This is a genomic window from Edaphobacter dinghuensis (genome assembly GCF_014640335.1).
Classification (GTDB): domain Bacteria; phylum Acidobacteriota; class Terriglobia; order Terriglobales; family Acidobacteriaceae; genus Edaphobacter; species Edaphobacter dinghuensis.
This window is the reverse complement of record NZ_BMGT01000002.1, coordinates 1,278,281-1,292,339: the sequence shown is the minus strand read 5'-3', so window position 1 is coordinate 1,292,339 and position 14,059 is coordinate 1,278,281. Positions and strand designations below refer to the sequence as shown.

The 14,059-nt window shown below is 58.8% G+C and carries 16 protein-coding genes; 6 read left to right on the top strand and 10 right to left on the bottom strand.

Annotated features, from left to right (window positions below):
• Positions 1-78 precede the first annotated feature (78 nt).
• From IEW09_RS11070 to IEW09_RS11060, 3 genes are read right to left on the bottom strand one after another with little or no spacing between them, the layout of a single operon-like run.
• Positions 79-1,680, bottom strand: a complete 1,602-nt coding sequence (locus tag IEW09_RS11070) for an acyl-CoA mutase large subunit family protein (protein WP_188554179.1) — start codon at positions 1,678-1,680, stop codon at positions 79-81.
• Positions 1,681-1,711: 31 nt separating this feature from the next.
• A complete protein-coding gene (locus tag IEW09_RS11065) occupies positions 1,712-2,254 on the bottom strand; it encodes a hypothetical protein (protein ID WP_188554178.1) in 543 nt (180 codons plus the stop codon).
• A 54-nt stretch (positions 2,255-2,308) separates the two neighbouring features.
• Complete coding sequence (locus IEW09_RS11060) at positions 2,309-3,019, bottom strand: DJ-1/PfpI family protein (RefSeq protein WP_229739245.1); 711 nt, start codon at positions 3,017-3,019, stop codon at positions 2,309-2,311.
• 125 nt (positions 3,020-3,144) lie between these two features.
• On the opposite strand from IEW09_RS11060, the gene IEW09_RS11055 reads away from it, so the two are divergent.
• The 3 genes from IEW09_RS11055 to glgC all read left to right on the top strand — a co-directional run bounded on the left by IEW09_RS11055 (position 3,145) and on the right by glgC (position 5,229).
• Positions 3,145-3,288, top strand: a complete 144-nt coding sequence (locus tag IEW09_RS11055; protein WP_188554177.1) for a hypothetical protein — start codon at positions 3,145-3,147, stop codon at positions 3,286-3,288.
• 133 nt (positions 3,289-3,421) lie between these two features.
• Positions 3,422-3,757, top strand: coding sequence for a hypothetical protein (locus IEW09_RS11050; RefSeq protein ID WP_308420547.1), 336 nt, complete (start codon positions 3,422-3,424; stop codon positions 3,755-3,757).
• A 179-nt stretch (positions 3,758-3,936) separates the two neighbouring features.
• Positions 3,937-5,229 (top strand): glucose-1-phosphate adenylyltransferase, encoded by a 1,293-nt coding sequence (glgC, locus tag IEW09_RS11045; protein WP_263369129.1) that lies wholly within the window; start codon positions 3,937-3,939, stop codon positions 5,227-5,229.
• 99 nt (positions 5,230-5,328) lie between these two features.
• On the opposite strand, the gene IEW09_RS11040 is transcribed toward glgC, so the two are convergent.
• Entirely contained in the window at positions 5,329-6,027 is a 699-nt protein-coding gene (locus IEW09_RS11040; RefSeq protein ID WP_229739244.1) for a hypothetical protein, read from the bottom strand.
• Between the two features lie 190 nt (positions 6,028-6,217).
• On the opposite strand from IEW09_RS11040, the gene tatA reads away from it, so the two are divergent.
• Both tatA and IEW09_RS11030 read left to right on the top strand, forming a co-directional pair.
• Positions 6,218-6,430: a twin-arginine translocase TatA/TatE family subunit gene (tatA, locus tag IEW09_RS11035; RefSeq protein WP_188554175.1), complete on the top strand. Its 213-nt coding sequence runs from the start codon at positions 6,218-6,220 to the stop codon at positions 6,428-6,430.
• A gap of 79 nt (positions 6,431-6,509) precedes the next feature.
• A complete protein-coding gene (locus IEW09_RS11030) occupies positions 6,510-7,316 on the top strand; it encodes a polyphosphate kinase 2 family protein (protein ID WP_188554174.1) in 807 nt (268 codons plus the stop codon).
• A gap of 172 nt (positions 7,317-7,488) precedes the next feature.
• On the opposite strand, the gene IEW09_RS11025 is transcribed toward IEW09_RS11030, so the two are convergent.
• Together IEW09_RS11025 and IEW09_RS11020 are read right to left on the bottom strand one after the other, a co-directional pair.
• Positions 7,489-8,367 carry an EamA family transporter gene (locus tag IEW09_RS11025; protein WP_229739243.1) on the bottom strand — a complete coding sequence of 293 codons (879 nt, stop codon included), beginning with the start codon at positions 8,365-8,367 and terminating at the stop codon, positions 7,489-7,491.
• Positions 8,368-8,377: 10 nt separating this feature from the next.
• Positions 8,378-9,670, bottom strand: coding sequence for a VWA domain-containing protein (locus IEW09_RS11020; protein WP_188554173.1), 1,293 nt, complete (start codon positions 9,668-9,670; stop codon positions 8,378-8,380).
• Positions 9,671-9,901: 231 nt separating this feature from the next.
• On the opposite strand from IEW09_RS11020, the gene IEW09_RS11015 reads away from it, so the two are divergent.
• Entirely contained in the window at positions 9,902-10,939 is a 1,038-nt protein-coding gene (locus tag IEW09_RS11015) for a VWA domain-containing protein (RefSeq protein WP_188554172.1), read from the top strand.
• Positions 10,940-11,022: 83 nt separating this feature from the next.
• Here the strand turns inward: IEW09_RS11015 and IEW09_RS11010 are convergent, their stop codons facing one another.
• The 4 genes from IEW09_RS11010 to IEW09_RS10995 all read right to left on the bottom strand — a co-directional run bounded on the left by IEW09_RS11010 (position 11,023) and on the right by IEW09_RS10995 (position 14,058).
• Complete coding sequence (locus tag IEW09_RS11010) at positions 11,023-12,156, bottom strand: lactonase family protein (protein WP_229739242.1); 1,134 nt, start codon at positions 12,154-12,156, stop codon at positions 11,023-11,025.
• 62 nt (positions 12,157-12,218) lie between these two features.
• Positions 12,219-12,893, bottom strand: a complete 675-nt coding sequence (locus IEW09_RS11005) for a 1-(5-phosphoribosyl)-5-[(5-phosphoribosylamino)methylideneamino]imidazole-4-carboxamide isomerase (RefSeq protein WP_188554170.1) — start codon at positions 12,891-12,893, stop codon at positions 12,219-12,221.
• 112 nt (positions 12,894-13,005) lie between these two features.
• Entirely contained in the window at positions 13,006-13,776 is a 771-nt protein-coding gene (gene hisF / locus IEW09_RS11000; RefSeq protein WP_188554169.1) for an imidazole glycerol phosphate synthase subunit HisF, read from the bottom strand.
• On the bottom strand, positions 13,777-14,058 hold the full coding sequence (locus tag IEW09_RS10995) for a biotin/lipoyl-containing protein (protein ID WP_188554168.1): 282 nt from the start codon (positions 14,056-14,058) through the stop codon (positions 13,777-13,779).
• Position 14,059 lies beyond the last annotated feature (1 nt).

The following is a 14,059-nucleotide window of genomic DNA, read 5'->3' as shown; positions in this document are numbered from 1 at the left end:
CCCACTCAAACGATAGCACTCAACCGTATTCGAAATCTGCACGGCGTGCCATCGGCTCACTCGTTAGATATACGAAAGTCAAACCGTTACCGACTCCCGGTACTCTCCAAATACCACTCGCAGCACATCGGAAATTTCACCCACAGTCGCGTAACTTTCAACGGCATTCAAAATCCGCGGCATGAGATTACTGCCATCTCTGGCTGCATCCTCAAGGCCCCGCAGTGCCGCCGCATGAACACCCGCATCGCGCCGCAGCCGCAGCGCTCGCACTCGTTCCACCTGCCTTGCTTCGAGCGCATCGTCCATCCGCTGAATCGGCACCGTAGCGCCTTCGTCCGCAGCAAACGCATTCACCCCTACAACAAGCGCATCCCCGGCATCGACCGCCCGTTGGTATGCGTACGCTGCGGTCTGTATCTCCCGCTGTACGTAACCCTGCTCAATAGCACGCAGCATCCCATACTTCCCGCTGCGATCAAACTCGGCAATCGTGGCCAGATATTTCTTTGCACGCTGTTCAATCTCATCGGTCAGCGACTCCACGTAGTACGACCCCGCCAGCGGATCGACCGTATCCGGTACGCCGCTCTCGTGTGCCAATATCTGCTGCGTCCGCAGTGCAATGCGCGCAGCCTGCTCCGTCGGCAGAGCTAGCGCCTCGTCAAACCCATTCGTATGCAGCGATTGCGTTCCGCCTAGCACAGCGGCCAGAGCCTGCAAGGTCGTACGCACAATATTGTTCTCCGGCTGCTGTGCCGTCAGCGTCGATCCGGCGGTCTGCGTATGAAACCGCAGCATCCAGCTTCGCGGATTCTTCGCGCCGAAATGATCGCGCATAAGGTGCGCCCACATCCGCCGCGCCGCGCGAAACTTCGCCACCTCTTCCAGCAGATTATTGTGGGCGTTGAAGAAAAAACTCAGCCGTGGGGCAAAGGCATCCACATCCAACCCAGTGTCAATCGCGGCCTGCACATAGGTCATGCCATCAGCCAGCGTAAACGCCACCTCCTGTACCGCCGTGCAGCCTGCCTCGCGCATGTGATAACCCGAGATCGAGATCGTATTCCATTCGGGAAGCTCGACCGCGGCCCACGCAAAGATATCCGTCACCAGTCGCATCGCATGAGGCACCGGATAGATATACGTGCCGCGAGCGATGTACTCCTTCAGAATGTCGTTCTGTACCGTCCCACTCAGCTTCTTTACATCCGCGCCTGCCCGTCGCGCTGCTGTGACATAGAGCGCCAGCAGAATCGCCGCTGTCGCGTTGATCGTCATTGAAGTCGAAATTGTATCCAGCGGAATTCCATCGAAGAGCCGCTGCATATCCTCGATTGAATCGATGGCAACCCCTACGCGGCCCACTTCGCCGAGCGCCAGCGGCGAGTCGGAGTCATATCCAATCTGCGTCGGCAGATCGAAGGCGACCGACAGCCCCTTGGTTCCATTGGCCAGTAGAAATTTATATCGCCGGTTCGATTCCTCGGCATCGCCCATGCCTGCATATTGCCGCATCGTCCAAAGCCGTCCGCGATACATCGTCGGCTGAATCCCGCGCGTGTAGGGAAATACACCCGGATCGCCCAGTTCAGCAGCCGCATCGAAGCCCTCAAGGCTCTCTGCTCCATAGACAAGGTCGACAGGGATTCCAGAACTGGTTTTAGGCGACTCTGGCATGACAATGCAGTGTACTCGCTGCGTCGCGAAACTATCTTCGGTTGCTTCTGCGGTTCGCCTTGACGAAGCTGCTCACAAGAAAATATGTGAACACGACTGTCATGATCACACACACTAGAAAGCGCACATGAGCATCGTGATTGGCGGCCGTCTCATGCAGGTTACCGCGCAGCTTCCACGCCCACCCTGCGCCGAAGAAGGCGAAGAGCCCAAAGAACACACCCGCGAGCTCCAGCCCCAGAACGCCCGATAGCTTGACGAATGGCGTCCAGACCGCCTCTCCAAAGCGCTTGCCGCCGCGAACCAGCCCCTGCCCGGTCTGCCGCGCCTGAACCACTGTCTGAGCAGCCTTCTGTGCTGCCTGCTGCGTGGTCCGTTGTGCGGGGTGCGTGGCTGATGCTTGTGCTCGCTGTTCAGTCGTTGCGGCGCCTGAAGGCGTTGTGCTCCTCGGAGCCGGTTTTGCCGCCTGGGCAGAAGGATTTGGCGAAGTCGCTGCGTCGACGGCTGTCACCAGCGTCTTTGCAGCTGCACGAGCTCCTACCCCAAGGGCACGACCAAAGCGAACCGAATCCATACTAGAAAGTGTAGCGGTTCACCGTACTCCCCGGACAGCCCCGGCCACGAATCTTTAAATTGCGATCTCCAGCCGCCGCGCCACGCGAATTGCCGTTTCAAGCCGTGCCGCCAGAATCTCTCGCCCCTGCTCCCGCGCAGCCTTCAACACCTCCAGCGGGGCCGTCTTCGGCGTGCCGCTATGGAAAGCCGGCTCCGGTGCGTACTCGATCATCAGTTGAATCTTCTGTGCCGCGGCGTTCCCGCGCAGAAGCGCCGCAACCGTAAGCGCGCCGTCAATCCCCGCAGTAACTCCAGCAGCGCTGACGTGCCTGCCGTCGACGACCACGCGAGAGTCCACCGGAACCGCACCGAAGTAAGGAAGCAGATCAAACGACGCCCAATGCGTCGTCGAGCGCACGCCCCTGAGCAATCCCGCCGCGCCGCAGATCAAGGCTCCGGTGCACACCGAGAAGACATACTCCGCGCCGGCAGCCTGCGTCCTGATGAACGAGAGCACAGCCTCGTCGTCCATCAGCTCCTGTTGCCCATAGCCGCCGGGAACGACCAGCACGTCGAGCTGCGGTGCCTCCGCCATAGTCTCTTCCGGCGTCAGGATCAGCCCATTGATATCTCGAATAGGGTTTCTGTCCCTTCCAATCACGTGAAAGGTCGAGTCGGGAACCTGTGACAGCACCTCGAATGGCCCAGTGAAATCGATCTGGTCCATGCGGGGAAAGATCAGTGCGCCAATATGAAGGTGTCTGCTGCTTGCAATATCAGTCAAGGGCGGTCCTCTGTTCTTACCGTACGCCAATTCTTCGAGGAAAAATATTGGCTGCGATAGACGCCGTTCTGCTCTGTCGCATCTAACAGGGTATAAAGCGAGCACTGACGAAGGGAGCAAACACGATGAAGAGCTTTCTCTGGATGATCGGTGCCTTCTGTGCCGCGTCGGTGGGTTTCCTGATTTGGGGGCCCAAACGAATCAAGCCGGTCGAGGAGCTGGCCAGGCAACTCGATGTCGCGTGGGGCGACCATCATACGACGTTTTAGGCATCTCCGCGGATTCCCCTTCAATGTGATTGCGGCGCGTCTCACAGGGGCGTATTCTGTGTAAACGTACTCAAAGTACGCCGCAGTACCCGCAATGCCGTTCCCGCCGGTCGCGTCAGGCCGGGAATACCCGATGCGCGGTTGGTTGCATACAAAGGGCAGTCCGGAGGTGGCATTGAATCAGAAGGTCAAAAACCTTATCCAGAAACTAGGCGAAGCAATCCACGAGTCCGTATCGGAGTCGGAGGACATTGCCGGCGTCGTCAAAAATATTCGCGAACAGGGTTTCGATGTTCTCCTCATGCTCGAGGCCACCATCGGCCTCAATGAGGTTGAGGCCGAGACCGACGAATCGGGCGACCTGCTCGAGTCGCCTGCCGAAAACGGTGAAGGTCCGTTTACACCCAACGACCTGACCTTTTTGAAATCCCTGCGCATCAGCCTCACCGAAGAGAGTGCCCAGGAATAGCTGGCATCCCTCTTCAGCATCCCTCCTTAGCATCTCTGTCAGGCCCGGCATCCTCGCCGGGCTTTTTCTAGTTGCCGGTAAGAATTTCGCAAAAATCAACATACCGAATCCTTGTAGTGATAGACTCGCGTTTCCGTGGTTGCTTGTCCGCGGTTTTGTGCATCCGACTGTTGTAGTTCATAGTTCATCAGTACGAGGTCGTCAAAGTTATGAGAGATACGCTTGGTGTTCTACTTGCCGGAGGCGCCGGTGAAAGGCTGTTTCCACTGACCCGTGATCGTGCTAAACCGGCTGTTCCCTTTGCCGGGCAGTACCGCATCATCGATAGCACGCTGTCGAACTGCATCAACTCCGATCTGCGTCGCGTTTACATCCTCACCCAGTACAAGGCACTCTCGCTCAACCGTCACATCCGCGAAGGCTGGGGGCCTGTGGTGGCCAATGAGCTCGGCGAGTTCATTGAGATCCTCTCGCCCATGCAGCGCGTCAGCAAAAACTGGTATACCGGCACCGCCGACGCGGTCTACCAGAACATCTACTCCATCGGCTCCGAAGAGCCGAAATACGTCATCATCCTCTCCGGCGACCACATTTACAAGATGAACTACGGCCTCATGCTTAAGCAGCATCAGGACTCGGGAGCCGATGTCACCCTGGCCACGCTGCCCATCTCGCCCGACGAGGTCTCGGCCTTCGGCGTCGTCGAGATCGCCCGCAACGGCGACGTCACCGGCTTCGTCGAAAAGCCGAAGGAGACCAACATCCGCTCTCCCTTCACTCCCGACATGGTCGACGTCTCCATGGGCATCTACATCTTCAACACCGACGTTCTTATCCCCGAACTGCTTAAGGATGCCGAAAACCCCGAATCCAAGCACGACTTCGGCCACGATATCCTGCCCAAGCTGCTGGGACGCTTCAAGGTGCAGGCCTTCAACTTCGTCGACGAGAACAAGACCAAGGCTTTGTACTGGCGCGATGTAGGTACGCTTGAGGCCTACTACGAGGCCAACATGGACGTCGCCGGTGTCTCGCCTACCTTCAACCTCTACGACCAGTCCTGGCCCATGCGTACGCGGCCCTACCAGTACCCCCCAGCCAAGTTCGTCTTCGGCGAGCCGGGCCGTACAGGCATGGCCATCAACTCCATCGTCTGCTCCGGCTCCATCGTCTCGGGCGCCGTGGTGCGCAACAGCGTGCTCTCTCACGACGTTCGCGTCAACTCCTACGCCGATGTGGACTCTAGCATCGTCTTCTCCCACGTCAACATCGGCAGGCACTGTCGCATCCGCCACGCCATCCTCGACCGTGACGTGCATATTCCCGATGGCACCGTCATCGGGTATGACCCGACTGAAGACAAGAAAAACTACTTTGTCTCCGCCAGCGGTATCACCGTGGTCACAAGGGACTACTCGGTCTACGAGAACCCGGTCTCTTCCGACTTCCTCCAACAACGCGAAAACTGGTAATCCAACTCAAAGAACCTATCGAAATAAAGGTTCTAAGGACCAAACAAAACCGGCCGCATTCTTTGCGGCCGGTTTTATTTTGCAAACAAGCTTCTGGAATTAGTTCTTGCCGAAACGGTAGACGACACCCGCCGAGATGGCGAAGAACTCACGCGTCTCCGTGCCGAAGTGCTCCAGCATCAGATCCGGCGAGAGCCGGATTGCGAAGTTCTTGGAGCGGTTGATGTCGATGCTGCCGCCCAGTGCCGCGATCGGCTTGGTGCGATTGGTGTAGAGGCCGACATCCTGCGGAGGAACGCCGCCGGTGCCGCCGTCGAAGACGCCGTGCGATACGCCGAAGTATCCGTGCAGGTTGATTGCGGCAAACTGGTTCTTCGGCCCGCGCAGCTGTGCGCCGAGCATGCCCATGTTCATGTACACCAACGGCCGGTTGATGTAGTTCGGGTTCGGCGGAATCGGAGCGCTGGGGAAGACCGGCGTCGTTCCCGCTTCGCCGCGGTAGTCGGCGGCCAGGCCTACCCGCTTGGTCAGCCAGTAGGTTCCCAGAATCTCGCCGCCGCCCAGGTTCATGCGGGTGGGCAGGTTCTGTCCAGCCTGAAAGTTCATAAAGTTCAGACCGCCATAGATCTCATAACGGTTGGCGTAGGTAACCGGAGGAGCTGCGGCCAGCTTGCCTGTGGCCTGTGCCATCGCTGCCGTACCCGCAACAAACATGACTCCCAGCAGCATTCCACTTGCCGTGCGTATTCCGTTCTTCCACGTCGCGGCCATCTTCAATCCAGACATCAATCTCTGCATCTTTTTTCCCAACACCTTCTTCCGCATTAGCTTCATCTTCCAAGATATAACGTCCGGCGCACATCTGCCGCGATTCGCGGTATCGTATCTACAAAGAGGCCGGAATCGTGGTCTCTTATAGATTTGGTTTGTGCGACAATGATATGAGCTGCCTGGAGCGTTACGCGCCCGGCTGTAGGGAGAATTCATTATGGGCGATCTATTTCAACCTTGGCATCTGGCCATCCTTGCGATCATCGTGATCGTGCTGTTCGGCGGCAAAAAGCTGCCGGAGCTGGGCAAAGGGCTGGGCGAAGGACTTCGCGGCTTCAAAGAGGGCATGAAGGGCGTCACCGACGAGATGAACAAGCCCACCGAGACCCCTCACGCGGTCACGCCGAAGCCTGAAGAATCGACCAAGTAGGGCAATTTCTAGCCCGGATGACGCGATATCCGCATCTCCGGGTTTCTTCTCCGTAGTTCTGTCCTGACAGGCTCTCCTGATGAAGCTGAAATCGCCCTACCTCGTCAAACCGCACTCCACGGTTCGCGTTACCCGTCTTCCGGCCGGGGATACAGGTTCCTTCAAGACGGAGGAGTCTGCCGCACCGGTTCTGGTCAAGCACCGCAGCCAGCTCAACAGCCTGCAGGAAGTCCTCTACGCCAGCCAGCAGAAGGCCCTGTTGATCGTCCTGCAAGGCATGGATACGGCGGGCAAAGACGGCACCATCCGCCACATCTTCTCCGGTATCAACCCGCAGGGCTGCGATGTCACTGCCTTCAAGGTTCCCACCCCGCTCGAGGCACGGCACGACTTCCTGTGGCGCGCTCACAGTGCTGTCCCGCCCAAGGGCATGATCGGCATCTTCAATCGGTCGCACTACGAGGACGTACTATCGCCGCGGGTGCACAAGCTCATCTCCGGGAAGACTGTTCGCAAGCGCCTCGATGACATCAATGGGTTCGAGGAGATGCTCACCGACAACGGCGTCGTCATCCTCAAGTTCTTTCTGCACATCTCCCATCAGGAGCAGACTAGCCGCCTGAAGTCCCGTATCGACACGCCGGACAAGCACTGGAAGCTCTCCGAGGCAGACTTCCACGAGCGCAAATTTTGGGTGGGCTACGAAGAGGCTTACAACGACATCCTCTCCTCCACTAGCCGCAAACACGCGCCCTGGTTCGTCATCCCCTCCAACCACAAGTGGTATCGCAACGTCGCCATCTCCCAGATCCTCGTCGACGTTATGCAGGGACTGAAGCTCAAATATCCGCCCTCGACCTTTGATCCCAGCCACATCAAGCTATAAAAGCTTCGGCAGTCGCTGGTATCCCCCCTCCCATATTTTAAGTCCTAAAGTATTCCAAAGAAAAGACATAAGTCCGGACTTGAGTATGGACTCCGGTTAAGCAGGACATCTTGGTATAAGGCTGAGGTGTCTTCAGTTGTCTAAGTTAATTGTAGTAAGTGGTGTCAAGGGCTTACAGGGTAATCATGACGACGGCTGCGGCTGCGACCAGCATCCCGAGGCTCTGCCGCCGGGTTGGTCGTTCGCTTAGCATCCAGGCTGCGAGCAGAATGGTTGAGGCAGGGTAGAGGGAAGCCAGTACCGCCGCTACATCGAGCCGTCCGGCCCTTGTCGCTGCGATAAAGAGCAGGTTACCCGAGGTATCGAGCAGCGCTGTCGTTAGCGCCCAGCGAACTGCGGTGCGGTTCAGGCGGCCTTGGGCAAGTTCTGTGGTCCTGGAACTGGACGAGAGCCCCAGCAGCATCAGGGAGCAGGTACTAAGGCTCCCGATTCTCGCCGTGGCCATCGGCCAGACCACCCCGGCAACCCCGGCCATCTTCAAGGAAACAAAGTAGATGCCAAAGCCGATGCCCGCCGCTACGGCCAGCCAGATAGTCCCTGTGTCGGCCGATTGTGCCTCGGCGTTCGGTCCGGCGGCGATCAGCCAGATCGCTCCTCCGGCCACAAGAAATCCTACGATCCGTAGCAGCCCGGGCGATCCCTCGGAGGCGATTGAGACCGCAGCAGGGATTGCAGCGGCCAACAGACCGCTCAGGGCGGCTGAGGCTCCCATAGCGCCGCGCGAGAGCGCCACATAAAAACAGGCCAGGGAGATTCCGCCTGCGACACCAGCGGCAATGCCCCAGGCCAGAGGAGCGCCGTGTGGAAAGGCATCGCCGCGCCAGCGCGCGATGGCGACCAGCACAGCAAAGCTGGCGGCGTGACTTACAAGGATGACGCGGAGTGCGCCGCCCATGGTGCCACCGGCGTTCTTTGCGCCCATGCCGCCGGAGAAGTCTCCGCCACCCCATAAAATTGCTGCCGCCAAGGCCAGCAGGGCGTTCAGATGCAACAGGACGCGCCTACCTTCCGCGAACGATCGACGGTCGGGTGTCCTCCGCCGTCGGATAGTACCCTGCCTTGGCGATCACGGTCAGGTTCGGACGCATGACCTTGACCTCGAGCGTGCGGTACTTGCCGTCGATAAACGGCTCGTGCGTGTAGTAGCCGATGGTGTACTGCGTGCGTACCTCTTCGGCGATCTTGGCGAAACTGTCCTCGATGCCGCGCTGGCGGAACTCCGCCTCAAAGTTGCCGCCGGTCTGCTTGGCATAGGCCTGCAGGATGTTGTCGCGCATGGTGTAGGGCAGGTGGATGCGGTCGAGGAAGCCGACCACGGGCAGGGAAGAGTCGCCTACCAGCGTGCCGTACACGGCAATCTTGTTGGTCTGGAGGTACTTCACCACTTCCTTGAAGCTGGCCGTGCTGCCGTACTCCTTGCCGTCGCTGATGACGTAGATCACACGCCGCCGACCGGGACGGGTCTTGGCGAGATGGTTCGCCGCCTCGAGGATGGCGTCGTTGAGCGTATGGACTTCCTTGGGAACGTTCAGTGTATTGCTCAGACTGGTGCCGTGGGTCGAGTTGGTGTTGGGATCGATATAGCTCTGCGCGCCGCCGTTGATGTTGATGTTCTGCGAGAGCGGGCCGCTGGTGTAGGCCATTGCGCCTTCGCGCCCAGTCGACTTCGACCGCTCGATCACAGCGCTGAGACGGGCGCTCTGCGCGGAGGTAAAGTCTGTCTGCATCCTTGGCCCGTTGTTGTAGGTAAAGACCGCGACCTCGTCATAGGCCGCAAAGGCTCCCGGCAACGCCTCGAGTGCGTTGTTGACCTTGGTCATATCGTCGTAGCTCATGCTCTGGTCGATGACCAGCGCAACCGAAAGCGGGAAGGCGTCGGTGGTGAAGAGCGCCATCTGCTGACGCAGGCCATTCTCGTAGACGTGGACATCGCGCCAGGTCAGCCCCGGTACCAGACGGCCTTTGGAATCCTTAACAGTGAAGGGGACTTCGACGAAGTTTGTCTGGACGTGCAGGGTAAAGGCCGCAGGGCCCTGTCCTGCGGCGGGCTGCTCAGGCGGAGGTCCCTGCGCGGCCTTGTCCGCAGCGGTCTGCGGCAGGCTGGTGGGCGGCGCGTCTGAATCATCGTTGGAAGATGTTGAGAGGTCGGCAGGCGTGCCCTTGCCCGGCGCAACCGCGTCGAACGGCGACGGTTGCTGTGGCTTGGGGGCATCGGGAATCGCCTGCTGCTGCGCGACTGTCTGCGGTGCCTTGTCCTGTGCTGCCGTCTGCTGTGCCTGCTGTGCCAGCATCATGCATGCCACAGCCCCCGCCAATATGCTGTACTTCACCAAGAACGACCCCCATATCTTTCAGCCCGGACACTAACCCGGCCAACTACCAGACTACCAGCGCGCTCCTCGCGCCGCCATCCCCGTATCCAAACCTTTTGGTTGGACGCTCGACCTACCCCCGACGTTGTGCCTTTACCCCCGGAGGCGGCATTTTTCCGCTGACTCCATGGAATCTTCGTCGTCTAATAAGTTATGCGTCCTTTGGTCTTGCTTGCCGCTGCTCTGTCTATCGGTCTTTGCCTCCCCGTCCACGCGCAGGAGGCGCCTTCCCCGGACGGGCCTCCCCCGGCCAGCACTGCCGCCCCCCAACCCCGCGAAGATCAGGACGTCGAGACTCTGAAGGTCAACGTCAACCTTGTCAACGTTTATTTCTCCGTCCGTGATAAGGACGGCTTCATCACGAACCTGCATAAGGACGACTGCCAGATCGCTGAGGACAAGGTTCCCCAGACGATCAAGAACTTCACGCAGGAGAAGAAGCTGCCGCTCACGATCGGCATTCTGCTCGACACCAGCGGCAGCCAGCAGAATGTTCTTCCGCTGGAGCAGCAGTCGGGCGCTGAATTTCTCAAGGATGTGCTGACGCCCAAGGACGAGGCTTTCCTGATCTCGTTCGATATCAACGTCGATCTTCTCTCCGATTACACCAACGATCCGCGGGAGCTGAGGCGCGCCATCGATAAGGCCACCATCAACACGGGGGCTGGTACGGGTTCGGTGACTGGCAATGGCACACCGCGTGGCACGCTGCTGTACGATGCGGTCTATCTTGCGGCTCACGACAAGCTGCGGCAAGAGGCCGGACGCAAGGTGCTCGTTATGCTCACGGACGGCGGCGACCAGGGAAGCCAGGAGACGCTGAAGTCTTCGATTGAGGCGGCCCAGAAGTCGAACACAATCATCTACGTCATCCTTATTGCCGACCGTGGATTTTATGGTGGCGGCTTTGGAATCAACCTAGCGGATACCGGCGCCGCAGCGATGGACCGTCTGGCGAGAGAGACCGGCGGCCGCGTCATCAACGTCGGCAACAACGGCAAGAAGCTTGAAGATGCGTTTGACCAGATTCAGGATGAGCTGCGCACGCAGTATCTGGCCAGCTACACGCCGACAAATCTAAAGGTCGATGGCACGTTCCGCACGCTCAACATCACTTGTCAGAAGGGGCAGAAGGTACAGGCTCGCAAAGGCTACTACGCGCTTGCCGATTCGATGGGCAACGACGAGTAGATTAGTTCGCGCCGCGTTTCAGAAGCGAAGAACCCACGGATTGTCCGTGGGTTCTTTATTGCAGCCTCTGCGTAGTTTTGTTTTTATGCGAAGACCAGGCACTGGGGCGCAGCCAGCTCGAAGCTCTTGCCGGAGTTTGCCAGCTTGCCTGTCTTTGCGTCGCGTGCGAAGACGGAGATGTTGTTCGAGTCCTGGTTCGCCACCAGCAGCCAGCGCTCGTTGGGGCTGAGCGCGATGTGCCGCGGAGTCTTGCCACCGCACGAGGTCCGCTCGATCATCGTCAGCTTGCCATCTGTCGGAGAGACCGTAAACGACGCCATGAAGTCGTTATCGCGGTTCGCGACATAGGCAAAGTCGCCCTTGCGATTGATGACGATATCGCAGGCGCGCGTGGGACCGGTATATCCGGCAGGCAGAAGTTCAACTGTCTGAATCGCCTCGAGCGTGCCTGCCTCTGCGTTCCAGTGCAGGACGACAACGGTTGAGGTGAGCTCGGTGACGCAGTACACCCATTTGTTGTTAGGGTGGAAACGAAGCGCGCGAGGGCCAGCGCCGGGAGCAGACTTCCACGCGGCAGGCTCGTTCGGTGTCAGCTTCGCTGTCTTTGCATCGAGCTTGTAGATGTGAATTTCGTCGAGGCCGAGATCGTTGATCAGCAGAAAACGGTTGTCGGGAGATACGGTGACGCGATGGGCGTGAGCCTTCTCCTGCCGCTCGGCGTTTGGGCCGTGGCCTACGTAGTCGAAGAAGCTTACGGCTTCGCTCAGATGTCCGTCATCGCTTACATGGAAGCTGCCTGCACTGCTGCCCGTATAGTTGGCCACGAAGACACAGTGGCCGGTGTGATCGACGGCGACATGGCAGGGGCCAGTCCTCACCGTGGAGACGCCGTTGATCTTGGTGAGATGTCCGTTGTGCCGGTCGAGCGTAAATCCAGTGACGCCGCCGCCTTCCTTGCCGTCGAAGTGATCGACCTCGCTGACGGCGAACAATCTCTGGCCACCCGGCGCGAGTGCCATGAAGCTTGGAGTTTCGAGCTCTGCGGCGAGCCCGGTCTGCTTCAGCTCGCCTGTCGCCTCGTCAAACGAGTACGAGTAGATTCCCTTGCTCGTGCCTGTCGTCTGCGTTCCCACCAGCAATAGTTCGCTCTTGTTGCCGCCGTTTGCGCTTGCCAGTGAAGCACTTGCTGCCAATGTAGCTGCTGCCGAACTCTTCATAAACCTCCGCCTCGTCATTCCCTGCATTCACGTACTCCTTGATATTGTGCCACCCGGAAAGTCTATGCTTCCATCGCGCCTGAGTACACCGCCATGCCTGCTACGGCATCGACGCCCATTGCATCGAGAGCGTCGACTTCAGCGCGCTCCTTGATGCCACCGGCGACGATGAGCTGGCGGCCTGTTGTGGCGCGCAGTACGGCGGCGACGTCCATGGGGAAGCCCGTCATCGTTCCTTCGGTATCGACGTGCGTGTAGAGGAATGCAGCGCAGTAATCCTCGAGCCACGTCACTGCTTCTTCCGGCGTTAGATCGACGGAGTCCTTCCAGCCCTTCACGGCAACCTTGCCGCCTTTAGTGTCCACGCTGAATACGAGAGCATCTTCACCCAAAGCTTTCTTTAGCCCGGCGGCGAACTCTTTGTTGACTCCCGACGCGCCAAACAGGCTTGAACCGTAGATCACTCGCTTTGCGCCAGCATCGAGCAGTGCCTGACCATCTTCAGCGGTCTTCAAGCCGCCACCCACCTGGCAGGGCAGTCGCTTGCAGATCATCTCGATCAGCTCACGATTATTTCCTTGCCGCATCGCAGCGTCGAGGTCGATCAACTGCACTACGGGATACTTCGAGAAGCGCTCGATCCAGTACTCAAAGTCATCGAAGGCGAGCTTCAACTTTTCGCCCTGCACCAACTGGACAATACGACCGCCCATCAAATCAATCGAAGGTATCAACATGCGATTTTCATCCCCTTATTAAAATGTCATCCGAGCGCGAAGAGCGAGTCAAAGGACCTGTGGTTGCACTTACTGCTGTTTGTTCTAAATAGGTGTCATCACTGTTCAGCTTTTAGCAGGGCAGCCGCACAGAGACTCCGGCTTGTTGCAACTCTGCTTTCAACTCTCGTGAATCAGTAACTCCAAAATGAAAGATGCTGGCAGCTAAGGCAGCGTCGGCTTTGCCTCTGCCGAAGACCTCGGCAAAGTGGGCTGCCGAGCCTGCGCCACCTGAGGCAATCACCGGAATCTGCACTGCTTCGCTTACGCGCGCAGTCAGTTCGCAATCGAATCCATTACGCATGCCATCAGTGTCCATGCTGGTCAACAGAATCTCTCCCGCACCGCGTTGCTCAGCCTCGCGAGCCCAATCCACAACCTTTCGACCTGTGGGCTTTCGGCCACCACTCACATAAACTTCTGCGTCTTCTACTCCTGCCGTGCCGCGACGAGCATCGATGGCTACGATGACTGCCTGCGCTCCGAAGCTGCCGCCGATCTCGCCGATCAACTCCGGCCGGGCAATAGCAGAGGAGTTGATGCTCACCTTGTCGGCACCCGCATCGAAGACCGCCGCCGCATCTTCTGCACTGCGAATGCCGCCGCCGACAGTAAACGGAACAAATAGTGATGCAGCTGTTCGCTTCACAGTATCGAGCAGGGTCCCGCGTCCTTCATGCGTAGCTGTAATGTCGAGCAGCACAATCTCGTCTGCACCCGCCGCCGCATGGCGATGTGCCAACTCTGCCGGGTCTCCGGCGTCGATGATGTCTACAAACTGAATACCCTTCACCACGCGGCCGCCGCGTACATCGAGGCAGGCAATAATTCGTTTCGTCAGCATCTATCCCAACCTCACCGGCACAGCCGCCGGAACTACAACCTCAGTGCCTTCGCAGACGATGCGGGCCAGCGAATCCATGTTCTCAATCACGGCCCCATGTTCGACGAACCACTCCACAAGCAGCCCCTGTTTCGGTGCGGGCACGTGGAAGTCCATTGCGCCATCGGTCACAGTGCATACAGCTTGCCCTGTGCCTACCAACGATCCGGCGGGTACCAACTGCTGCACGAAGGTGTAAGAAGGCTCATTGGCTGCGATCTTCAACTCATAGATAAATGGCATG